The organism is Cupriavidus sp. AU9028 (assembly GCF_019795295.1).
Lineage (GTDB): Bacteria > Pseudomonadota > Gammaproteobacteria > Burkholderiales > Burkholderiaceae > Cupriavidus.
The window spans coordinates 33922-56635 of record NZ_JAIMCG010000021.1 but is presented as its reverse complement, the minus strand read 5'-3'; the positions used below and the strand labels follow the sequence as shown (position 1 = coordinate 56635).

Here is a 22714-nt window from a genome sequence, read left to right as displayed (position 1 = left end):
GCGCCGGCCCTTGCTTGTATCTTGTTCTGTGGGAAGCGCGCCGCGTGGCGCGGGAATCAGCCGAGCGGTGCTGGCGGCCGGAAGGCAAAGCCGGCGTCTTCCAGCAGGCTGGCAAAGCGCAGCGAGGTCAGGTCCCGATAGCGTCCCGCGACGATCTGCACGCCGATCGGCAAGCCGTTGGGGGACGCGCCGATGGGCGCCACCGTCGAAGGCAGCCCGCACAGCCCGGAGTGCCCCGCCCAGAACAGCTGGGTGGTCATGGCCTGCGGCCTGCCGTTGACAAGCAGCTCGCGCTGCCACGGCTCCTGCTGCTCGTTCAACGCGAATGCCGGTGTGGCGGCGGCCGGGCACAGCAGCACGTCGTGCTGCGTAAAGAATTGCCGCCACGCCTGGGCGAAGCGCTCGCGCGCCTGCTGCAGCAGCAACCAGTCGCGATGGCGCAGGGTCGCGCCGAGGTACTGCAGCGCGGCGTAGCGATCGTCGCCGGGCGTGGTTCGCGATGCTTCGTCCAGCGCCGCGGCAAAGGCGTCGTCGTTCATATAGACCGAGGTGGTGGCGCGCAGCAGCAGCACATAGACGCGCCACAGCTCGCCGGCGTCGAAGTCCGGACGCGCATCCCATTCGACGCGCGCGCCCTGCTGCTCCAGCCAGCGTCCCAGGCGGGTAATCTCGTTTGCCACCGTGGCATCGGCCTCCGCGATGGGGTGGCTCGGCAGCACCGCGACGCGAAAGGCATCGAGCCGCTGATGGGGGCAAGCGGGCAGCGCCATGCGGAACGCCACCGCTTCCGTTTCCTCGGGTCCGGCGATGGCGTCGAGCACCATGCGCAGGTCGCGCGCGCTGCGCGCCACCGGTCCGGCGACATTGATGTCCTGCGTGCCGAACAGGGCGGCGCCGCTGCCGTGGCCGGTCAGTGGCACCAGGCCATGGCTGCTCTTGTGCGAGAACACTCCGCAGTAGTGCGCGGGGTTGCGCAGCGAGGAACCGATGTCCGAGCCGATATCGAAGAAGGTCATGCCGGCGCAGACCGCAGCGGCGCTGCCGCCGGACGAGCCGCCGGGCGTGCGCGACGGATCGCGTGGGTTGCGGGTGGTACCGTAGACCGCGTTGTAGGTCTGCCAATCGCGCAGGCCAAGCGGCACGTTGCTCTTGCCCAGCAGCACCGCGCCGGCGTCGCGCAGTCGTTGGACCACGGTGGCATCGGCCTGTGCCACATGCCCGGCGTGCGCGAGACTGCCGCAAGTGGTCGGCCAGCCGGCGACGTCGAACGATTCCTTGATCGAGAACGGCATGCCATCGAGGGGCCCGCGTGGATTGCCCTGCTGGCGTCGAAGGTCGCTGTCACGAGCGTCGCGCAGCGCCGCCTGCCAGTCGGTGAGGATCAGGGCATTGAGGGTGCCGTTGCTTGCCTCCCAGGCGGCGCGGCATTGCTCGACCAGTTCCACCGCCGTGGTCTGTCCCGCGGCGAGCGCTTCGGAAGCGCGCCATAACGGCGTGAAGGGTGAGGGTGGGGGCGCCGCGCCGGCTGGGACGGTGGCCGGCGGGCTGGCGCCAGGTGCGGGCGCGAGCGCTACGGTGGCGGTGGCTCCGCCAGGCAGGGGCATGGGCTGACTCACGTCGGCTCCTTGTTCTTGTTGTTGTCTACGCAGCGGCGGCAGGCGCTGCACGTTCCCCGCCGGTCAAACCAGACAGGGTCAGGTGTCTCATCGGTATACTATATGCACAAAAATAACGGTCGCAAAGGCCTTATGCGGCGTTACCGATAGTGGACGGTATGCAAGAAGCAGTCCCGTAGGGAATTCCCTGAATCGGTGCGCGGGTGCGCTTCCGGCAGGAGAAGAGGCGAGGGAGGGGAAGGAAGGGAGTCCGTAGAACACGGACCCGAATGGCAAAGCCCGCCGGACGGCGGGCTTGCGTCATCTAGCGGCCTGGGCAGGCGGACTGCATCGCGCCTGGGTACCGCGCGGCGGCAATTGCGCCGCCGCTCTTGCCGGTATCAGGCGGTGCGAGCGTCCTGACCGCGGCGGCCAAACAGGCTGGTGACGAACCGGCCAATGTCGGCAAGGCGGATCGGCAGCAGCGGCGTGCTGTGCCGGACTGCGTCGCGCGCCGCGTAGTGGCGCAGCAGTTGCTCGCCGACCGGCGTATTCCGGTACTGGAAATACGGGTGGGAGTCGGGGTATTGCATGGTCATTCCCTATTGCATTTTCAACAGTTCACAGTATACCGGGTTTCCCCTGATTGCGCACCAGAGTGCGGCATCGCTATGCGCGTTGATTGTGCAAAAGAGACACTATGTTGGGGCGGTTCCGGGGCGGCGTGGGCTGGAGAGCCCTCTTCCCCGGCCCTCTCCCACTGGTGGGAAGGGGAGCAAACCGGCAGGCCTGCGAACCATGGGTTGCTCCCCTCGCCCGCTTGCGGGAGAGGGGCCGGGGGAGAGGGAAACAGCGGGACGCAGGCTCAGGCAGCCTGCGTCTGCTCCTGGATCGGCAGCTCGGCCGCCTTGGCGGCGCTGTAGACATGGCGGGCCGCCAGCAAGGCGGCGAGGTCGGCGTCGCCAGCGATGACCGCCTGCAGGATCTGGGCGTGCTCTTCCCAGTTCTGGCGGGCGCGCACCGCATTGGCCGGGCCGAACAGCACGGCCGTGCGTTCGCGCAGCGAGCGCATCATTTCCTGCAGCACGCTGTTGGCCGCAATGGTGCCCAGCACCTCGTGGAACCGGCTGTTCAGGCTCAGCAGTTCGTCCGCCCTGCCCTGTGCCGCCGCTTCCATGCCCTGGTGCAGCACGGCCTGCAGTTCCGCGACCAGCGTCGGGTCGCGCCGCTGCGCGGCCAGCTTGGCGTTGAGCCCCTCCAGCGTGGCGCGGACCTCGACCATCTCGCGGACGATATCTGGAGACAGCCGCGCGACCGAGGCGCCCCGGCGCGGTTCGATCAGCACCAGCCCTTCGCTGGCCAGTGCCCGCAGGGCCTCGCGCACGGGAATGCGCGACACGCCGAGCTCGGCCGACAGCTTGTTCTCCACCAGCCGTTCGCCCGGTTCGTATTCGCCCTTCAGGATCCGCTCGCGCAGCTTGTCGGTGACCAGCGCAAACAACGGCGAATGGCTGGCGCCAAGACTGACGACAGCCTGTTCGGATTCGGTCAAAGCGGCACGGGCGGACATGATGTCGGATGAATTGGCAGGGACGTCATGTCCCCGCGATGTGGCGCTATTGTATACCACGCACCCCCTGCCGCCGCTACCGCGACTGGCGCTTTCCCAACAGCTCAGCCGCGCTGGAACGTGAAGCTGTCGGCGTAGATATGGTCGATGCTGGCGCCGCGCTCCACGAAGGACTGCTTCGCGTCGCGCACCATATCGGGCGAGCCGCACAGGTAGATCGCGTGCTCGGACAGATCGCCCAGATCCTCGATGGCGGCGTGGTGCACATAGCCGTGCCGCCCCTTCCAGTCGGGGCCGCCGCGCGACAGCACGGGGACGTACTGGAAGTCGTAGAGCCGCTCGCCCCAAGCCGCGATCTGCTCGTGCAGATACAGGTCCTGCCGCTGCCGGTTGCCCCAGTACAGCGACACCGGCGGGCAGTCCGGATCGTCCATCAGCGATTCGAGGATGGCCTTGATCGGCGCCAGCCCCGTGCCGGTCGCGACCATCAGCAGGGGCCGGTAGTCGCGCGCGCGGTAGAAGAAGGCGCCATGCGGCAGATCGACCTCGAGCCGGGCGCCGGCCTGCAAGGATGGCAGCACGCGGTCGGTGAACGCGCCACCGGGAATACGCCGCACGTGCAGGTCGATCAGGCCGCCAGTTGGCACCGACGCCATCGAGAAGCTGCGCGCGACGCCGTCCGGGGTGACCAGCTTCAGGTACTGGCCGGGCCGATAGTTCAGCATCACCAGCTCGTCGTCCGCGCCCTCGACCTCCAGCTGCAGGTAAAGGACACTGTCCGACAGCGGGCGAATCTCGCGCAGCACCGCGCCGTGACGGACCGGGTCCGCGCACAGCTCGTCCTCGCGGGCGGTGCTCAACAGCAGATCGGCCTCGGGGCGCGCCTGACAGGCCAGCGCGTAACCGGCCTGCGCCTCCTCGGGGGCAAGCCCCATCGGCGCTTCGTCATAGCGCACCGCGCCCTCCAGCACGCGGACGCGGCAGGTGCCGCAACCACCCAGCTGGCACTCGTGCGGCAGCCGCACGCCGGCGCGCAACGCGGCGTCGAGCAGGGTTTCGCCACGCTCGACGAAGAAGGCCTGGCGCGTTTCGGCGATTTCGATGCGAAAGGACATGGCAGTTTCCCAGGCAGTGCGGATAGCGCTCAGCGCTTGATGTCGGCCTCGGCCAGCACCTTCAGGTCCTGCGGCTCCAGCAGTTCCTTCAGCGCCTGCAGCGCCGCCAGGCCGGCCTGGGTGTCCTGCTCGCCGTTGCCGCCGCTCAGGCCAATGCCGCCGATCACTTCGTCGTTGACGACGATCGGGAAGCCGCCGACGAAGGCGGCAAACTTGCCCTCGAAGCTCCACTGGATGCCGAAGGCTTCGTTGCCCGGCAAGGCCGGACCGTTCGGCACGGTATTGAACAGATGCGTCGAGCGCTTGTGGCCCGCCGCGGTGAAGGCCTTGTTCCAGGCGATCTGCGGGCCGGTGATGCGGGCGCCGTCCATCCGTTCGAGCACCAGCGGATAGCCGCCATCGTCGACCACGCAGATCGATTCGAGCACGCCGATTTCCTCGGACTTGGCGATCGCCGCGGCGACCATATGACGCGCTTCGCGCAGTTCGAGCTTGATGGATTTCTTCATCGGGTCATCTCCGGTATGTGGTTTGCCGCGTCGCCGCTGGCCCCATCGACATGGGGCATCAGAGGCCGCGGTAGATGGTCTTGATCTGCGTGTAGAACTCCAGCCCGGTACGGCCGGATTCGCGGAAGGTGGAGGTGCTGGACCGCTTCAGGCCGCCGAACGGCGCGTTGACCAGATTGCCGGTGGTGGTGCGGTTGATCTTCACCGTGCCCGCTTCGATATCGCTGGCGAAGCGGTGCATGTAGCGCGGGTTGCGCGTGACGATCGCCGCCGACAGCCCGTATTCGGTGTCGTTGGCCTTGGCGATGGCGTCGGCGTAGTCGGTAAAGGCAATGATCGCGATCACCGGGCCGAAAATCTCCTCGCGGGCGATGCGCATGTCCTGCGTGACATCGGTAAAGACGGCGGGCGAGACATAGAAGCCGCGATCGAAGCCGTCACCGGTCAAGCGCTCGCCGCCGCACAGCAGCGTCGCCTCCTGCCTGCCGATCTCGATATAGCCGAGCACCGTCTCCAGCTGCTTGCGCGTGGCCAGCGGCCCCAGGTCCATGCCCGCGGTCATGCCGCTGCCGATCTTCAGCTTGCCCACGCGCGCCAGCAGCCGCGCGGTGAAGTCGTCCTTGACCGCCTGCGCGACCAGCACGCGGCTGGTGCCGGTGCAGGCCTGCCCGCTCAGGGAGAAGCCGCCCTTGACCACCAGCTCGACCGCCTGGTCCAGGTCGGCGTCTTCCATCACGATCAGCGGGTTCTTGCCGCCCAGCTCCATTTGCGTACGCGTGGTCAGCGGCACGGCCCGGTGGATCTGCTCGCCGGCACGAGTGGAGCCGGTAAACGAGATTGCGCGCACGGCGCTGTGCTCCGTGATCGCGGGGCCCACGTCGGCCGCACTGCCGGTGATGAAGTTCAGCACGCCCTTGGGCAGGCCGGCCTGGATCAGCGCCTCGGCCAGCCGGTAGCCGGCAAGCGGCGCGTCCGACGACGGCTTGAAGACGACCGTATTGCCGGTGATCAGCGCCGGCGCGATCTTGCGCGCCGGGATCGAGATGGGGAAATTCCACGGCGAGATCACGGTGACCACGCCCAGCGGCTCGCGCTGGGAATAGACCAGCATGTCGCCGTCGTCGTTCGGATAGGTCTCGCCGCCGAAGGTCTGCCCTTCCACGGCATAGAAGCGCAGCGTCTGCGCGGAGCGCAGCACTTCGTCGCGGGCCAGTGCCAGCGACTTGCCCTCTTCGCGGGTCAATTCCTCGGCGATGCGGCCGGCCTCGGCTTCGAGGTGGTCTGCCGCACGATTGAGGATGGCGGCGCGTTTGCCGATCGGCAGCGCGCGCCAGCCGGGAAACGCCGCAGCAGCGGCCGCGACAGCGGCCTCGGCATCCACGGCGGACGATGCCTGGAAGCGGCCGACGAGATCGTCGGTATCCGCGGGGTTGCGGTTGTCGAAGGTGCGGCCGGACTGGCAGGCCGTCCATTCGCCGTCGATATGGTTCAGATACGCGTCCATGCGGTGCGGGTCCATGCGGTGCGGGGGCTGGGCCTGTGGCCCGCCGGCGCGGTGGCGGCGGAGCTCAGGGAAGGTGGCGAAGCGTCGGGCCGTGCCAGGCGGGCCAGCTCGCCCGCAGGGGGCGGCGGCCCGGCACGGCGCGCGGGGATGGCGTCAGGCGGCCATTTCCAGCTCGGGCAGCGGCAGCTCCTTCTCCACGTAGTCGTAGTAGAGCGCGGTGGTGTACAGCAGCCGCATCTGCGCGCCGATCTCGCAGATCTTCAGGCAGCGCTGCTGCAGCTCCGGCGTGTTGGCATGCTCGAGCACGATCTGGTAGCCGCGCTCGCCGTGGATTTCGTCGGAGACGATATGCAGGTCGAAGAATTCGACTTCCTCGTCGGTGAATCCGTACTTGTCGCGCAGCGTCGGCGTCTGCTTGCGGTAGATCGAAGGCACCTGCGATTCGAGGCCCACCACCAGTCCCGCCACGGCGACGATCGGGTCCTCGCGCATCGCCACCGAGTAGCACCAGGCCTGCAGGCCTCGGGTGGTCGGCGACATGTTGTCCGGATCGATCACGCGCTCGCGCGTCGTGCCGCACGCTTCCGCGAAGCGGATCAGCAGATCGGTATGGCGGTCGCCGCCGATTTCCTCTTCATACATGTTCGCCAGCAGGAAGTCCTTGGCCTCGGTATACCGGTCGGGCGTGCGGGCGTAGATATAGGCAAGGTAGTCGGCGAACGGACCCACGTAGTGATAGTGGTTCTCGGCCCAGCGGGCGAGGTGGGCGCGCGACAGCTTGCCGCTGGCCCAGGCCACGCTGAACGGGGCCTTGTTGGCGCTCTTGCCTTTGATCGCCTCTTCGAGGGCGGCGCGGAATGCTTCACGGTTCATCAGTTCGGCCATTTGGGGGCTCCTTTTGGTCGTTGTCGGTGGTGCGGGACGTCGGTGCCGGTCGCGGCGGAAGCGGTAATCGGTCGGCTGCCGTTGTTTGTATACTATATACATTAAGCGTCGGTGGACAAGGGCTTTGTCTGGTTTTTTTGGAGCGCCTCGAGCCTTGTCGGTGTTTCTGGCGCAGAACTTCCTCCCCCCCGGGCCCTCCCCCGCACGCGGGAGAGGGGCGCAAGGCGTCAGGTTGCGGGCGAGTGGGCGGACTGGGAGATCCGGCTCCAGGCGAAGCCGGCCAGGGCGACGTCTTCCAGCCCGACGCCCACCGACTTGTAGATCACGATGTCTTCGGGTTGCCGCCGGGGCTGGACGCGCTCCAGCACCACATCCGCCAGTTCCACGATCTTCGTGTCGGGCAGCACGCCCTCGGCGGCCAGCACGATGTCGCCCGCTTCCCGCATGCTCTGCGGCCGCCATTCGACGACCACCGTGGCCGCGCGCGCCAGAGCGGTATCGTCCAGCTCGCGGGTATGCGGCAGGCTGGAACCGATCGCAGCGACAAAGGCGCCAGGCCGCAGCGCACTGCCCTGGAACAGGGGCGTGGTGGAGCGCGAGGCGGTCACGACGATATCGGCCTGGCCGACTGCCTCGTTGGCGGCGGACGGTTCGACCATCTGCACGTCCACGTTGCATTCCGCGCCAAGGCGCGCCGCCAGCCCTTCCGGTGCATAGGGGTCGCAGACGAGGATGCGGCGCAGCGGCAGCGCCCTGCCCAGCTGGCGGGCGTGCGCAAACCCCTGCGTTCCCGCACCGAACAGCGCGAGCGTGCCGGAGTCGCTCCGTGCCAGATGCCGGGCCGCCATCACGGTGCATGCGGCGGTCCGCAGCCGTGTGATGGCGCCAGCGTCGAGCGAGGCCAGCGGGCGTCCGTCCACGGTCGAGAAGATCAGGATCACGAAGGAGAACTGGCCATTGATGGTGGTGTACACCTTGGCGCCAGCGACCTGCTGCTCGGGAATGACGGCGGCCAGCGTGGAGAGCTTGACCCCGCCCGCCTCGGTGCGGATGCGCTCCTGCATGGCCGCCCGACCGCTGCCGAAGCTGCGAAAAGCGTCGAGCATGACGCGCTGCGCGTCTTCGGCGCTGACGTGGCGGTCGACCATCTCGTCGGTGATGTGCTGCATGATTTCTCCGTGGAAAGGAACTGCGCGCGCGCCTTCGTCGCGAACGGTCGCGCGGGAAAGGAGCGGTCTAGACGATGCCGGCCTCGCGCACCAGTACGGCGATGGCGCCGGCTGCGCACAGCGTCAGCAGCAGATGCCGCACGGCCGCGGGGGACACCCGCCCGCGCAACCTGCCGGACAGCAGGAAGCCGCCGAGCAGGAACGGCAGCAGTCCCACCGTCAGCCTTGCTTCCATGGCGCCGAAGCGGCCGGCGATGGCCAGCATCGCAATCGACATCGCCGAGCCCGCGGCGAGGATGCTGCCGATGGTCGCGCGCATCTGCGCCGGCGCCATGTGCTGCATCACGATGGCAAAGGGCGGCGCGCCAGCCGAAGTGATGGTGCCCAGGAAGCCGGAAGCGGTGCCCGCCAGCGCGAGGTTGGCGGTGGAGGTGCGCACACGCCAGCCCAGCAGGCTCATGGCGACCGCCGCGAGAATCGACAGCGCGAACAGCACCGCGAGTAACCGCGGTTGCAGCCAGGCGATCGCCATCACCGCCGCCAGTCCGCCGACCGCCCGCCCGGCGACGCCACTGCCGGCGAGCCGCCAGGCGATGGCATGCCGCTCGCGCACGGCGGTGAGCAACGACACGCAGCCACCCATCGCGAGCAGCGGACCGGGCACCAGTTGCGGAAAGAAGATCGCCGCGATCGGCGCGGCCAGCATCGCGAAGCCGATGCCGCCGACGCCCTGCAGGCAGGCCCCAGCAAAAATCAGCGCGCCCATGCAAGCGAAATCACGCAGCGGCGCGGCGGATGGAAGGCCGGGGAGCAGCTGCGCCAGCACGGCGGATTCGGCGGAAAGCGGCAGGGGCATGGCGGAGTCGGGCAAACCGGGAGATCCCGCCCTCGAGGACGGCAGCACCGGAAACGGGAGAAATATTGCAAGCAACGCTGTTGGTATACAGTCTACATAGATCAACAGCCGCTGCAATACCCCTTTTCGGTGCAGCGGGCCCGGCACCGGTTCGGCAAGGAAGTGCACGGTGCCCAGCAGTGGCGCAACTTTCGCCGGAAAAACGCCTGCTCCCGGCTAGGGGTCGACCCCGATCAGAAATCGCTTGGCGGCTGGCTTCGCATGAATATAGTATACCGACACGGCAGAGCCACCGCCGTCCACGACTACATCACCCTTGCCCCCGGGAGCTGTCATGCAACAAGAAGTCATGATCGGTGCCGCGCACTGGATTTATCTGTCAGGGGTCGCGGTCATCGTGCTGACGATGATCCTGCGTGCCAACGTGGTCGTCCCCTCGATCGTCGGCACCGCGCTGGTCGTCTACGCGCTCACCGGCAGTCCCGTCTCCGCGCTGGCGGGGATCTTCTCGGCCAGCCTGGTGGCGGCGCGCGAGCTCTTCAATATCTTCCTGGTCATCGCCTTCATGACGGCGCTGCTCAATTCGCTGAAGACGCTGCGCTCGGACATCCGGATGGTCGAGCCCTTCCGGGTGGTAATGAAGAACGGGCATAGCGCCTTCTTCATCCTGGCGGGCATCACCTACGTGATCTCGTTGTTCTTCTGGCCCACGCCGGCGGTGCCGCTGGTATCGGCGATCCTGCTGCCCGCCGCCATTGCCGCCGGACTGCCGCCGCTGGCCGGGGCTATGGCGATCGCCATCGCCGGCCAGGGCATGGCGCTGTCTTCCGACTATGTGATCGGCGTCGCGCCGGGCATCAGCGCCAAGGCCGCCGGCGCGGCGGTCAGTGCCGCCGTGGTGGCGGACCGTGCGCTGGCGCTGTCGATCATCACCGGCGCGATCGCGCTGAGCCTGGCCTATCTGTCGATGCGCAAGCACATCGTCCCTGCCAGCGGCCAGTTGCTGGACCGCTGGCAGGCGCGCGCGGGCGCCGCCGCGGTGCAGCCGGTGGACGGCGGCACCTTCGACAAGACCGAGATCGCACGCGGCACCAGCCACAGCGAGCCGCTGGAAACCGACTCCAATATCGAGGCGAGCTTGTCGATGGTGGAGCAGCGCCGCGTGAAGTGGTCCAAGTGCTTCGCCATCGTGACGCCCATCGCCTTCCTGGCGGTGGTCGCGGTGATGGTGCTGCCCAAGCTGGGCACCGGCGTGCAGGACCTCAAGGGCGGGGAGGCGGCCGCGCTGGTCGGCGGCGTGGCGGCGATCCTGATGATGCTGGCCACGCTGGCCGCCGAAGGCCCGCGCCGGATGCTGGACATCTGTCCCGAGCACATCACCGACGGCTTCGTTTTCGCCTTCAAGGCGATGGGCTCGGTGCTGCCGATCGCCGGCTTCTTCTTCGTCGGCGCGGGCGAGACCGCCGGCTCGATCCTGGGACTGGCACCAGGCGCCAAGGCGCCGAGCCTGTTGTTCGAACTGATCCAGGCCTACCAGCACATGATTCCGGACAACCACATGCTGGTCGCGTTCGGCGTGCTGCTGGTCGGCATGATCACCGGCATCGACGGCTCCGGCTTTGCCGGCCTGCCGCTGACCGGCACCCTCGCCGGCGCGCTCGGCCCGGTGGTCGGCTTCGATCCGGCCACCCTCGCCGCGGTCGGCCAGATGGGCGCAGTCTGGACCGGTGGCGGCACGCTGGTGGCGTGGTCCTCGCTGATCGCCGTGGCCGGCTTCGCCCGCGTGCCGGTGCTGGAGGCGGTGCGCGCGCTGCTGATTCCGGTGGTGCTGGGCCTGTTCTGCTCGACCGTCGCGGCAATGATGCTGTGGTCCTGACACGCGCCCCTTCCGCGCCGGAGACCCACGCTCGACCTCTACGGATTCAACCCCTCCTCGTCCCGCTCGCAACGACGAGGCGCAGCAAAGGAAACGCCAACATGCCGAAGGTCATCCTGCACAAGAACGGACAGATTCACACCGACGACGTCAAACCCCAGACCAACCTGGTCGTGCGCGCCGGCATCCGGCAGTTCCCCTACCCCAACCTTCGCTACGAATGCGGCATGGGCAAGTGCTCGAAATGCGCCTGCCGCGTGATCGCCGGGGCCGAGCACCTGCCGCCGCCGAACTGGAAAGAAAAGAAGCAGCTGGGCGAGCGGCTGGAGCAGGGCTATCGGCTCGCCTGCCAGCTGTGGATCGAGCATGACATCGAGCTGGCGCAGGATGACCAGGACGCGGCGCCCGAGACCGGCGCCGCAGCCACGCAGGCGGTGGCGTCATGACGGCGCCGCGCTACGTGATCCTGACCAGCCGGCGCGGCGAGTTCCACACCGAGCCCGGGGCGGGCATGACCGCGGTGGAATCGTGGGACTACCTGTTCTATGGCGCCCCGCGGGCGCACTTCGTCATCGCCGCGCTCGAGCAGGAGGGCCGGGTACGCGTGGTCGAAGACACGCCGCCCCACCTGGTCAATCACGTGCCGACCAAGTTCCTCGAAAAGTACGACAGCGTCGATGCCGCGCGCGAGGCGCTGCGCGAACTAGCGCGCTTCGGCTCGATGCAGATCGAGCTCGTGCGGGCCTGACCGGGCCCGCTTGCAAAACGGCGTGCCTTGGGCGCGCCCACCCTGTCATCACCATGATCCAGATCACCTTCCTGACCAACCAGGGCAAGGTCGCCACCGCGCCGGAGAACAGCAACCTGCTGCGCGTCTCGCTGCGCGAGCAGGGCGGCATCCCCTTCAAGTGCGGCGGCGGCCTCTGCGGAACCTGCAAGTGCCGCATCGAAAGCGGCCGCGAGCATACCGACGACATCAAGGCCAAGGAGCGCAAGCTGATCTCCGCCGACGAGTTGGAAGAGGGCTACCGGCTCGCCTGCCAGACCTTCGTGCAGGGCGACATCGCGGTGTCGTGGGAGCCGCGCACACCCGCACGATCGGGGTCGGCCACCGCGGCGGCGGAAAGCGGCGCCGGCTGAGACGCGCGCCTAGAACGCATAGGACAGCGTGACGCCCGCACTGCCGCTGCGACCGGGGGCCGGCTCGAAGTACCGCCCGTTGCTCTCGTTGACGATCACCGAGCCGGCATAGCGCCGGTCGAACAGGTTGTCCACCCGGGCGAAGGCGGTCATGGTCCAGCGGCCCAGTGGCAGCACGTAACCCGCCCACAGCCCCGCCACCGCATACGACGGCGCGCGGTCGCTGTTGGCGTCGTCGACGAAGGTCGCGCTCAGCACGCGCACTTCGGCGCCGGCCCGAAAGCCGCGTGGCGGCTGCCAGCCCACCGCGCCGTACAACGCGTGGCGCGCGGTGCCGGGCAGGCGACTTTCGCTATCGCGGAAGGTCGCATCGAGAAAGCTGTAGGCGAACTGGGCCTGCCAGTGACCCCCGGGCGAGCCGCTCCAGCCGACTTCCAGGCCCTGGCGCAGGGTGCGGCCGGCGTTGCGATAGGTCGTGCGTCCGCCGCTGCTGCTGGCCACGGCGATCTCGTCGTCGGTGCGGATCTGGAACAGCGCGGCCGTCAGCAGCCCACCGGCGAGCTGCTGCCTGGCGCCGACTTCGGTAGAGGTGCTGGTCGCCGGCCGCAGGTTGAAGTTCATGCCGGGCGCGCCATCGGGGCGATAGGACAGCTCGTTCAGCGTCGGCGTCTCGAACCCGCGTCCGGCGCTGGCGTACAGGTTCAGCGTCGGCGTGGCGCGGTAGCGCACCGCCGCCACCGGCAGCCACTGGTCGTAGCGCACGCCGCCGCTGTCGTCGCCATTGGCGCCCTGCACATAGCGATCGCCGGTGGAGAAGCGCACGGTGCTGTGGCGCACGCCCGCTTCAAGCAGCCAGCGCGGTGCCGGCTCCCAGGCCGCCTGCAGGTACTGGTCGAAGTTCCACACGGTATTGCGCTCGTCGCGGCGCAGCCGGCCGTGCTCGCCGAGCACCGGCGCGGACGGATCGCCCGTGTAGTTTTCGTAGCCTCGGCGCGTCTCGCGCATCCTGTCGTAGGCGAGCCCACCGATCAGCGTCAGCGGTTTGCCTGCGAATTCGGCCCTGTGCGTCCAGCGCAGATCCGCGCCGCCATAGTCGCGCGACAGATCGATGACGCCGCCAGCATTGAGCGGATTGCGCTGTGCCGCGACCGGTACGGACAGGAATTGCGTGGTGTCGCGCTGGCCGAAGTACAGCATCGCGGCCAGCGCATTGTCGCCATCGATGTCACGCGCATAGTGCAGGCCACCTTGTGCCTGGCGCACCGTCTTGCGCGTGTTGTACTGCCGCGCCAGCGGCGCCTGACGCGGGTCGCTGTCGAACTGCTCGCGCGTCAGGCCAAGCGGATCCTGCGCCGTCAGGTCGACCGCGTTGGCCACCACGGTGACCCGGCTTCGGTCGTCCGGACGCCAGCCCAGCCGTGCATTGCCCAGGTTCTTGCGCGCGGCGCTGTGATCGCGGTAGCCGTCGGTGGTGAAGCGCGATGCGCTGAGCAGGTAGTCCAGGCCCGGCTCGCCTTCCGCGGGGGCACCGCTGGCCTTCACGCCGTAGCGGAAGGTGCGCTCGCTGCCGGCGGCGGCGCTGGCCTCCACCGTGGGAGGGCGGGCGCCGGGCTCGGTGAAGACCTGCACCACTCCGCCCGACGCGTTGCCGTACAGCACCGAAGCCGGGCCCCGCAATATCTCGATGCGGTCGATCGAGGCGATGTCGATATTGGAGGTCTGCCCCTGCCCGTCCGGCATGGTGGCGGGGATGCCGTCCACATAGAGCCGCAGCCCGCGCACGCCGAAGCTGGAGCGCGCGCCAAAGCCGCGGATGGTCATCTGCAGGTCCTGCGCCTGATTCTGGCGTTCGCGCACCAGCAGGCCGGGCACGCCGCTCAGCCCTTCCGCGAGGCTGAACTGCGGCCGCGCATCGCGCAGCGCGACGCCGGTCACGACGTCGGCCGACGCAGGCACGTCGAAGCCCGGCGCTTCGAAGCGCGTGGCGGTGACGACGACGGGCTTGAGCGTTGCCGCCGGCGCGCCCACCTCCTGCGCGCCGCCCGGCGCCGCCGTCAGCATCGCGGCCGGCATGGCGGCCAGGGCCGTCAGCCAGCCCCCCTGCCCGCCCCGCCTGCTCGTTCGCAGCATCATTGCCCGGCCGCGGCACTGACGCGCCAGATGCGGTTGCCCACGTCGTCCGTGACCAGCAGCCCGCCACGGCCATCACCCTTGACATCGACCGGACGGCCGCGGGCCTGCTCCTTGTCGTCCAGGAAGCCGGTCAGCACATCGACCGGCTCGCCCGCCGGCTTGCCGCCCTGGAACGGCACGAACACCACCTTGTAGCCGCTCTTGGGCTTGCGGTTCCACGAGCCGTGCTGGCCGACGAACAGGCCCTCGCGATACGGCGCCGGCAGCCCGACGCGCTCGCCGAAGACGATGCCGAGCGAGGCGGTGTGCGGGCCGAGCGCATAGTCCGGCGCGATCGCCTGCGCGACGAGCTCCGGGCGTTGCGGCTTGACGCGCGCATCGACATTGCCGCCCCAGTAGCTGTAGGGCCAGCCGTAGAAGCCGCCGTCCTTGACCGAGGTAATGTAGTCCGGCACGAGGTCGCTGCCGATCTCGTCGCGCTCGTTGACCGCGGTCCACAGCGCGCCGGTCTGCGGCTCCCAGTCCAGCCCGTTCGGGTTGCGCAAACCCGTGGCGAACGGCCGCATCTTGCCGCTGGCGCGATCCAGTTCCCAGATCGCGGCGCGCCCTTCCTCCGCTTCCATGCCGTTCTCGCCGACATTGCTGTTCGAGCCCACGGTGATGTACAGCTTGCTGCCGTCGCGGCTGGCAATCACGTTCTTGGTCCAGTGGTGGTTCAGGCCCGCAGGCAGGTCGACCACCTTCTCGCCCGGCGCGTCGATCCGGTCGGCCCCGGGCCGGTAGGAGTAGCGCATCAGCGCATTGGCGTTGGCGACGTAGAAGTCGTTGCCCACCAGCGTCATGCCGAACGGCGAGTACAGGTTTTCCAGGAACACCGAGCGGTGGTCGGCCACGCCGTCGCCATTGGTATCGCGCAGCAGCGTGATGCGGTTGGCGCTGGGCGTACGCGCGCCGGCGCGCTTCATCACGATCCCGGTGATCCAGCCCTTCAGCCCGCCGCCGCTGCCTTCCGGCTTGGGCGGCGCATTGGACTCGGCGACCAGCACGTCGCCGTTGGGCAGGACATAGAGCCAGCGCGGATGGTCCAGGCCTGCGGCGAACGAGGTCACCGCCAGGCCATTGGCCGGCGTGGGTGTGGTGCCCTCCGGCCAGCCGACCGCCGGCGCGATGTTGACGGTCGGCAGCAGCGTCTTGTTCGGCTCGGGCAGCGTCGGCGCCGGACCGGTGCCTTGCGCCACGCTCAGGGTCGCCTTCTCGCTGATGCCGAGGAAGATGCAGCCGCCAGCGGCCAGGACGGCGATGGCGACGATGCCAATCAGGGACAGCCTTCTCATCTCGCGCTCCTCGAGGTTCTATCGCCCCGCCAGTATCCGGTTTCCGCCGTGGACCGCTGTCGGCACACGACCGATCGGTGGGCTGGTTTGTGTCCTACAAATCACTGCAAGGCATCGACCGGGGCGCCGCCAGGGGCGAACGCATCCGTCGCGCGCTCTTCGATGTCGATTTGACGCGCTGCCATTCGATCAATCAGCAAGGATGCGGCTTTTCGCCGGCTGGTCCGGGCCAGCCGGCTGCCCGCTTCCGTCGATCCCGACGATGACTTTGCAAGGAGCTGTCATGTCAGCCTCATCGAACGATGCCGATGCGATCCTGCGGTTGATGGACCAATGGGCCGATGCGCTGGAGCGGCGCGATGCCGCCGCCATGAGCGCAATGTACACGGACGACGCGACCCTGTTCGACGTCAAGCCGCCATGGGTGATGCATGGCCCGCAGGCATACCGGGCCAGCTGGGAAGCGTGCTTTCCCTATCTGCCGGCCCGCTTCGAGGCGCAGCGGCGCGCGGTATCGCTGCAGGTCGGCCAGGATGTCGCGGTATGCCATTGCCTGAGCCGGATCGCGCCGGTGGACGAGCCGCAGCATCCGGCGGGCGCAAGCTGGCTGCGCATCACGATTGCGCTGCGCAAGGAAGCGGGAAGCTGGAAGGTGTTCCACGAGCACGGCTCGCTGCCGTTCGATCCGATGACGGATCGCGTGGTGCCGATCGCGGTGGAGGGGGAGTGAGGGGTGCGGGGTGCGGGGTGTCGGGTGTGGGGTGTGGGGGGAGCGGGTGGGGCGCTGCCCTCTCCCCGCCCGCGGCGTCAACCGGTAGCGATCAGGCCAGCGCCAGCTTCGGCGCGGAGCCAGCCGACCGTCCCGGTGCCCGACCTTCGTGCCCCAGCTGGAACGATGCGACCGTCTGCTGCATCCGCGCGGCCTGCTCGTCGAGCGACTGCGCAGCGGCGGCGGCCTCTTCGACCAGCGCGGCGTTCTGCTGGGTCACCTGGTCCATCTGGCTGACCGCCTGATTGACCTGCTCGATGCCGCGGCTCTGCTCGCCCGTGGCCGCGGCGATTTCGCCGATGATGTCGGAGACGTGGCGCACCGCCTGCTGGATTTCGTCCATCGCCTTGCCCACGCCTTCGGCCTGGTTCGAGCCGGTGCGCACGGTATCGACCGAGGCGTCGATCAGCTCCTTGATCTCCTTGGCGGCGCTGGACGAGCGTTGCGCCAGCGTGCGCACCTCGCCCGCGACCACGGCAAAGCCGCGGCCCTGCTCGCCGGCCCGCGCCGCTTCCACGGCGGCGTTCAGTGCCAGGATGTTGGTCTGGAAGGCGATGCCCTCGATCATGCCGGTGATCTCGGCGATGCGATTGGAGTTGTCGCTGATCGCGCCCATGGTCTGCACCATCGCGCCGCTGGCGGCATGACCGTTGCGCGCGACTTCGGCGGCATTGGTAGCCAGGGTGCTGGCCTGGCGTGCGCTGTCGGCGTTGTTGCGCACGGTCGCGGTCAGCTCTTCCATGCTCGATGCGGTTTCTTCCAGCGACGCGGCCTGCTGCTCGGTGCGCGAGGACAGGTCGGTATTGCCGGCAGCGATCTGGCGTGCCGCCACGCTGACGGAATCGCTGGACTGGCGCACCTCGCGCATGGCGGACGACACGCGCTCGAGCAGCGCATTCAGGTTCTCGGCGGTGATGCCGATCTCGTCGCGACGATCGACCGGCACGCGGTGGGTCAGATCGAGCGAATTGCGGATGTGCGACATCGCGCCCTGGATCTCGGCCAGGCTGCCGCGAATGCGGCGATACAGACCGAGCGCCAGCACGCCGACGATCGCCGCGGTGGCGACGATGGCGGTCAGCAGCACGGTCAGCGCGGTATTGGCGGCACGGCGGTTCTCTTCCACCGCGGCGTCGCCCATCTTCGTATTGAATTCCAGATGCTTGTCGATCTGCTGGCGCAACGCCAGGCTGTCCTTGCTGAGCTGGCTGGATGCCAGCATGTCGGCTGCGCTGTTGCGGTCGTTGACGCGCGACACGTCGAACAGCGCGGCGTGATGGGCGCGATAGCGTGCCAGCGCCTCGCGATCCTCCACCACCAGCTTGCGGTCTTCCTCGTTGGAAACGTCTTCCTTCTCGTAGCGGCCCAGGATCTCCTCGAAACGCTGGACGGCCGCCGCCATGTCGCGCTCGGCTTCCTCCTTGGTCGCCGTGTCCACTGTCAGGGCATGGCGGTACAGCGACAGGCGCATTGCGGTGGTGGTGTCCTTCAGCGCGTTGAGGCGACGCACGCTGGCCAGCGTGTTCTCGTTGAAGTATTCAAGCCGTTGTTCCGCCTGTTGCAGCTGCCAGAGGCCGCCGAAACCGACACTGACGAGCCCGACCAGCGAAAGAAGCAGCGTTAATAGCAGGCGTTGACTGATGTTCATGATGAATGGGTGAAAAGACGTTTGCGTAGACCGGGAACCTTGTTTGGCGGCCTTGGTGGGCGGAATAAGGGCAGCCGCCTGCCTAGGGTTTACGTCAGCGCCCTGTAACACTTGAGTGATATTCGGTGAACGGCCGCGCAAGTCGACGGCACGGCGCTTGCCGTGGGCTCAACCGCCGGATTCACCGATGGTAAAGTGCCAGAGAGCGCGCTTTTCTTTGCAGGAGGACCGCGCTTTTGGCCCGAATCTCGCATGGACGCGCGACATGATCCTTTGTCCTCTTGCAAGAGGCGCGAGAATCGCAATCACGACAGGAGACCGAGATGGCCATGACCGATACCTATATGGCAACCGAACCGCCACGCGAGGACATCGACGCGCTGCCCGGCGCCGCGGTCCTCGAGTTCGGCGCCCCGTGGTGCGGCTTCTGCATGCGCGCGCAGCCGCTGATCGCCGCCGCATTCGAGGCGCACCCGCAGGTGCGGCATATCAAGGTGGAAGACGGCAAGGGCCAGCCGCTGGGGCGCTCGTTCCGGGTGAAGCTGTGGCCGACGCTGATTTTCCTGCGCGACGGCAAGGAGGTGGGAAGACTGGTGCGCCCGGACAGTGCCGATGACATCGCGGCGGCGATGCGGGCGATCGATCGGGGGGAAGGCGGGGTGGGTTGAGGGCGATATCGGGCAGCGGGCAGGTGTCCGTCGTCAGCAGTTCCAGGCTTCGATCGCCCTCTCCCCCGGCCCCTCTCCCGCCAGCGGGCGAGGGGAGCAAACCGTGGGGCGAGCGCAGGCGTAACAATTAGTCCGGAACCCGGACGCGAACGCGGGAGGCCGCTTCCTTCGCCCGTTCCCGCGCGGTGTCCACGTCGGCGGCGCGCGCCAGCGCCACGCCCATGCGGCGGCGTTCGAAGCTTTCCGGCTTGCCGAACAGCCGCACATCGGAGCCGGGCACCTGCAGCGCGTCATCGACACCGTCGAACACCACCCCCTGGCTCTGCACGCCACCATAGATCACCGCGCTGGCACCGGGGGTCTTCAGGCTGGTATCGACCGGCAGCCCGAGAATCGCCCGCGCATGCAGCTCGAACTCGCTCTGCCACTGCGTGGCCATGGTGACCATGCCGGTATCGTGCGGGCGTGGGCTGACCTCGCTGAACCAGACCTGGTCGCCCTTGACGAACAGCTCGACGCCGAACAGGCCCTGTCCGCCCAGTGCCTGCGTCACCGCCGCGGAAATCTCCCGTGCACGGTCCAGCGCGGCCGGTGACATCGGCTGGGGCTGCCAGCTCTCGACATAGTCGCCGCTGACCTGCAGGTGGCCGATCGGCTCGCAGAAGGCCGTCTCGATCTCGCCTGCCGCGTTGCGCGCACGCACGGTCAGCAGGGTGATCTCGTAATCGAAGTCGATGAACCCCTCGACGATGATGCGACCCTGGCTGACCCGCCCCCCCTCCATCGCATAACGCCATGCGGCGTCGATGTCCTGCGGACCCGCGATCTTGCTCTGGCCCTTGCCGGAGCTGCTCATCACCGGCTTGACGATGCACGGATAACCGATTCCACCGTCGATGGCCGCGCGCAGTTCCTCCAGCGAGTCGCAGAAGCGGTAGGGGCTGGTGGGCACGCCCAGCGTCTCGGCGGCGAGCCGGCGGATGCCTTCTCGGTCCATCGTCAGGCGCGCGGCGCGAGCGGTCGGAATGACGCGCACCTTGCCCTCGGCTTCCAGCTGCTCCAGCATCGGCGTGGCGATCGCTTCGATCTCCGGCACGACCAGGTCCGGCTTCTCGGCCTCGATCAGGGCGCGCAGGCGCTCGCCATCGGTCATCGTCACGGTACGGGCGTGATGTGCCACCTGATGACCCGGCGCGTTGTCGTAGCGGTCCACCGCGATGGTCTCGACGCCCAGGCGCTGCAGCGCGATCAGCACTTCCTTGCCGAGTTCGCCGGAGCCCAGCAGCATCACTTTGGTAGCACTGGGGGAGAGAGGCGTTCCTAGTGTGGTCATCTTGCGCTCGCGTGACGGAAAAGGCGAGATTCTACCGTGCGCGGGGGTGGAGGCTGCTGGCACACCTTCCCGGTTTCCAGCGCCGTGGCGGTATGCTGGACGCCGTTACCCTCTCGCCCGGCCCCTCTCCCGCAAGCGGGCGAGGGGAGAAGAACGGTGGTGCCGAGGGCCGCGGCTCGGGTCGCCCTCTCCTCCGGTCCCTCCCGCAAGCGGGCGAGGGGAGCAAGCCGATCGCAGGACATGCCACGTCGGCGCGCAATCCTTACCGGTAGCGATGCGCAAATGTATCCATCGTCGCAGATGGCCCGGCGAGGCCCGCGCGGCAAGCGCGTCGCAGTGATTCGGCGAAGGCGGGCCGCTGGGGCCAGGGCAGATGACGGCCCACCTCGAACGTCCTGCCGCCGTAGTGCATGACGATCAGACCGCTCGGCTCATACGGCTCGAAGCGCACCAAAGCCGCCATCGCCTGCCACTCGACGAGATGCTCCCCGTCGCGTACCTGCACCATCAGCACGCCGTCGCGGACGCTGACCCGTTCGAAGTCGCGCGCGTGCCGGCAATAGCGCAGCAGGATCGCCCCCATCAGCAGCAGTTCGCCCAGCGCGAACGGCAGCACCGGCCAATGGCCGAGCGCGACGAACATCGACGCGACGCCGAGCACCAGCACGCTGGCCGCGCCATAGGAGGCCATTGTCTGCGCCGGCGTCAGCGCGCAGTTCTTGCGCATCAACCAATCGGACATGCCGCCTCCCCGTGCCTTGCCAAGCGGCAAGCGCAGGCGCAAGCGGCGTGCCATCGGCGCACCCCGACGGAGATGCCGCTCCTCGTGGCGCCGGCGCCTCGCGGGCATATCGATTGCTTCAAGCAGAGCCGCTTTATCCCCGCTTTGCCCCGGTGCTGTCCCGCTTCCTTTTCCAGGTCGCGGTACGCAGCGCCCCCACCCTTCGGCAGGAGACCGCTCATGGACACCACGCCCGCCGCGCACCCCCGTCCAATGCCGCACGCTCCTTCCGGAGATCTTCCGCTCGATCACCCGCACGATGCGCACGATGCCCATGGGCATCCGGAGGGCTGGCGCCGCTGGCTGTTCGCCACCAACCACAAGGACATCGGCACCATGTACCTGTGGTTCAGCTTCGCGATGCTGATGGCCGGCGGCGTGATGGCGCTGCTGCTGCGGCTGGAGCTGTTCCAGCCCGGCCTGCAGTTCATGCGGCCCGAGCTGTACAACCAGCTCGTCACCATGCATGGCCTGGTGATGGTGTTCGGCGCCATCATGCCGGCCTTCGTCGGCATGGCGAACTGGCAGATTCCGCTGATGATCGGTGCCTCCGACATGGCGTTCGCGCGGATGAACAACTTCAGCTTCTGGCTGCTGCCCCCGGCCGCGCTGCTGCTGATCGGATCGTTCTTCGCCGGCGGCGGGGCCACCGCGGCCGGCTGGACGCTCTATGCGCCGCTATCGGTGCAGATGGGCGTGGGCATGGACATGGCGATCTTCGCGCTGCACCTGATGGGCGCGTCGTCGATCATGGGCGCGATCAACATCATCGTCACCATCCTGAACATGCGCGCACCGGGCATGGGCCTGATGAAGATGCCGATGTTCTGCTGGAGCTGGCTGATTACCGCCTTCCTGCTGATCGAGGTGATGCCGATCCTCGCCGGCGCGGTGACGATGGTGCTGACCGACCGCCACTTCGGCACCGCCTTCTTCAACGCCGCGGGCGGCGGCGATCCGGTGATGTACCAGCACATCTTCTGGTTCTTCGGGCATCCCGAGGTCTACATCATGATCCTGCCGGCGTTCGGCATCATCTCGCAGGTGGTGCCGGCGTTCTCCCGCAAGCCGCTGTTCGGCTACTCGTCGATGGTGTACGCCATCGCGGCGATCGCCGTGCTGTCCTCGATCGTCTGGGCGCACCATATGTTCACCACCGGCATGCCGGTGGTCGGCCAGCTGTTCTTCATGTACGCGACGATGCTGATCTCGGTGCCGACCGCGGTGAAGATCTTCAACTGGATCGCCACCATGTGGCGTGGCAACCTGACCTTCGAGACGCCCATGCTGTGGGCGATCGGCTTCATCTTCGTCTTCACCATGGGTGGCTTCACCGGGCTGATCCTGTCGATGACGCCGATCGACATCCAGGTGCACGACACCTACTACGTGGTGGCGCACTTCCACTACGTGCTGGTCGCCGGCTCGCTGTTCGCGCTATTTGCCGCCACCTATTACTGGCTGCCCAAGTGGACCGGCCACATGTACGACGAGCGTCTGGGCAAGTGGCATTTCTGGACCTCGATGATCTCGTTCAACGTGGCCTTCTTCCCGATGCACTTCCTCGGGCTGGCCGGCATGCCGCGGCGCTACGTCGACTACGCGCCGCAGTTCACCGACTTCCACGCGCTGTCGACCATCGGCGCCTTCGTGTTCGGCTTCTCGCAGTTGCTGTTCCTGTATGTGGTGCTCAAGTGCATTCGTAGCGGCGAGCGCGTACCGGAATCGCCGTGGGAAGGCGCGCAGGGGCTGGAATGGACGGTACCGTCGCCGGCACCCTTCCACACCTTCGAGAAGCCGCCGCAACTGCACTGACCCTGCGCGCCCAT

At 68.0% G+C, this 22714-nt stretch carries 21 protein-coding genes; 7 read left to right on the top strand and 14 right to left on the bottom strand.

The window, feature by feature from the left end; genetic code table 11:
- Positions 1-56 precede the first annotated feature (56 nt).
- The 9 genes from K6V06_RS18970 to K6V06_RS18930 form a co-directional block, all read right to left on the bottom strand.
- A complete protein-coding gene (locus tag K6V06_RS18970) occupies positions 57-1616 on the bottom strand; it encodes an amidase (RefSeq protein WP_370637505.1) in 1560 nt (519 codons plus the stop codon).
- Between the two features lie 380 nt (positions 1617-1996).
- Positions 1997-2188: a hypothetical protein gene (locus K6V06_RS18965; RefSeq protein ID WP_222245683.1), complete on the bottom strand. Its 192-nt coding sequence runs from the start codon at positions 2186-2188 to the stop codon at positions 1997-1999.
- A gap of 272 nt (positions 2189-2460) precedes the next feature.
- Positions 2461-3165, bottom strand: a complete 705-nt coding sequence (locus K6V06_RS18960) for a GntR family transcriptional regulator (RefSeq protein WP_222245682.1) — start codon at positions 3163-3165, stop codon at positions 2461-2463.
- Positions 3166-3269: 104 nt separating this feature from the next.
- Positions 3270-4280, bottom strand: a complete 1011-nt coding sequence (locus K6V06_RS18955) for a 2Fe-2S iron-sulfur cluster-binding protein (RefSeq protein WP_222245681.1) — start codon at positions 4278-4280, stop codon at positions 3270-3272.
- Between the two features lie 29 nt (positions 4281-4309).
- Positions 4310-4789: a heme-binding protein gene (locus K6V06_RS18950; protein WP_222245680.1), complete on the bottom strand. Its 480-nt coding sequence runs from the start codon at positions 4787-4789 to the stop codon at positions 4310-4312.
- Between the two features lie 58 nt (positions 4790-4847).
- Positions 4848-6293: an aldehyde dehydrogenase family protein gene (locus K6V06_RS18945; protein ID WP_222245679.1), complete on the bottom strand. Its 1446-nt coding sequence runs from the start codon at positions 6291-6293 to the stop codon at positions 4848-4850.
- Between the two features lie 153 nt (positions 6294-6446).
- Positions 6447-7178 (bottom strand): TenA family transcriptional regulator, encoded by a 732-nt coding sequence (locus K6V06_RS18940; protein WP_222245678.1) that lies wholly within the window; start codon positions 7176-7178, stop codon positions 6447-6449.
- A gap of 227 nt (positions 7179-7405) precedes the next feature.
- Positions 7406-8347, bottom strand: a complete 942-nt coding sequence (locus K6V06_RS18935) for an ornithine cyclodeaminase family protein (RefSeq protein ID WP_222245677.1) — start codon at positions 8345-8347, stop codon at positions 7406-7408.
- 67 nt (positions 8348-8414) lie between these two features.
- Entirely contained in the window at positions 8415-9113 is a 699-nt protein-coding gene (locus K6V06_RS18930; RefSeq protein WP_222245700.1) for a sulfite exporter TauE/SafE family protein, read from the bottom strand.
- Between the two features lie 424 nt (positions 9114-9537).
- Here K6V06_RS18930 and K6V06_RS18925 point away from each other — a divergent pair, with 424 nt between their 5' ends.
- The 4 genes from K6V06_RS18925 to K6V06_RS18910 all read left to right on the top strand — a co-directional run bounded on the left by K6V06_RS18925 (position 9538) and on the right by K6V06_RS18910 (position 12219).
- Positions 9538-11079 (top strand): hypothetical protein, encoded by a 1542-nt coding sequence (locus K6V06_RS18925; protein ID WP_222245676.1) that lies wholly within the window; start codon positions 9538-9540, stop codon positions 11077-11079.
- Positions 11080-11180: 101 nt separating this feature from the next.
- Positions 11181-11525 (top strand): 2Fe-2S iron-sulfur cluster-binding protein, encoded by a 345-nt coding sequence (locus K6V06_RS18920; RefSeq protein ID WP_222245675.1) that lies wholly within the window; start codon positions 11181-11183, stop codon positions 11523-11525.
- Complete coding sequence (locus K6V06_RS18915) at positions 11522-11827, top strand: ferredoxin (protein ID WP_222245674.1); 306 nt, start codon at positions 11522-11524, stop codon at positions 11825-11827. The genes K6V06_RS18920 and K6V06_RS18915 overlap by 4 nt, the downstream gene beginning before the upstream one ends.
- Positions 11828-11880: 53 nt before the next feature.
- Complete coding sequence (locus tag K6V06_RS18910; RefSeq protein WP_222245673.1) at positions 11881-12219, top strand: 2Fe-2S iron-sulfur cluster-binding protein; 339 nt, start codon at positions 11881-11883, stop codon at positions 12217-12219.
- Between the two features lie 9 nt (positions 12220-12228).
- On the opposite strand, the gene K6V06_RS18905 is transcribed toward K6V06_RS18910, so the two are convergent.
- Positions 12229-14292, bottom strand: a complete 2064-nt coding sequence (locus tag K6V06_RS18905) for a TonB-dependent receptor (protein WP_222245699.1) — start codon at positions 14290-14292, stop codon at positions 12229-12231.
- Between the two features lie 56 nt (positions 14293-14348).
- Entirely contained in the window at positions 14349-15686 is a 1338-nt protein-coding gene (locus K6V06_RS18900; RefSeq protein ID WP_222245672.1) for a sorbosone dehydrogenase family protein, read from the bottom strand.
- Between the two features lie 283 nt (positions 15687-15969).
- Between K6V06_RS18900 and K6V06_RS18895 the strand changes: the two genes are divergently transcribed.
- Positions 15970-16416, top strand: a complete 447-nt coding sequence (locus K6V06_RS18895; RefSeq protein WP_222245671.1) for an SgcJ/EcaC family oxidoreductase — start codon at positions 15970-15972, stop codon at positions 16414-16416.
- 91 nt (positions 16417-16507) lie between these two features.
- On the opposite strand, the gene K6V06_RS18890 is transcribed toward K6V06_RS18895, so the two are convergent.
- Positions 16508-18103 (bottom strand): methyl-accepting chemotaxis protein, encoded by a 1596-nt coding sequence (locus tag K6V06_RS18890; RefSeq protein WP_222245670.1) that lies wholly within the window; start codon positions 18101-18103, stop codon positions 16508-16510.
- A 323-nt stretch (positions 18104-18426) separates the two neighbouring features.
- On the opposite strand from K6V06_RS18890, the gene K6V06_RS18885 reads away from it, so the two are divergent.
- Positions 18427-18771, top strand: a complete 345-nt coding sequence (locus K6V06_RS18885; RefSeq protein ID WP_222245669.1) for a thioredoxin family protein — start codon at positions 18427-18429, stop codon at positions 18769-18771.
- 127 nt (positions 18772-18898) lie between these two features.
- Here K6V06_RS18885 and purT read toward each other — a convergent pair whose 3' ends face one another.
- Both purT and K6V06_RS18875 read right to left on the bottom strand, forming a co-directional pair.
- Complete coding sequence (gene purT, locus K6V06_RS18880; RefSeq protein WP_222245668.1) at positions 18899-20104, bottom strand: formate-dependent phosphoribosylglycinamide formyltransferase; 1206 nt, start codon at positions 20102-20104, stop codon at positions 18899-18901.
- A gap of 262 nt (positions 20105-20366) precedes the next feature.
- A complete protein-coding gene (locus tag K6V06_RS18875; protein ID WP_222245667.1) occupies positions 20367-20888 on the bottom strand; it encodes a DUF2244 domain-containing protein in 522 nt (173 codons plus the stop codon).
- Between the two features lie 210 nt (positions 20889-21098).
- Here K6V06_RS18875 and ctaD point away from each other — a divergent pair, with 210 nt between their 5' ends.
- Positions 21099-22700, top strand: a complete 1602-nt coding sequence (gene ctaD / locus K6V06_RS18870) for a cytochrome c oxidase subunit I (RefSeq protein WP_222245698.1) — start codon at positions 21099-21101, stop codon at positions 22698-22700.
- Positions 22701-22714: the final 14 nt, after the last annotated feature.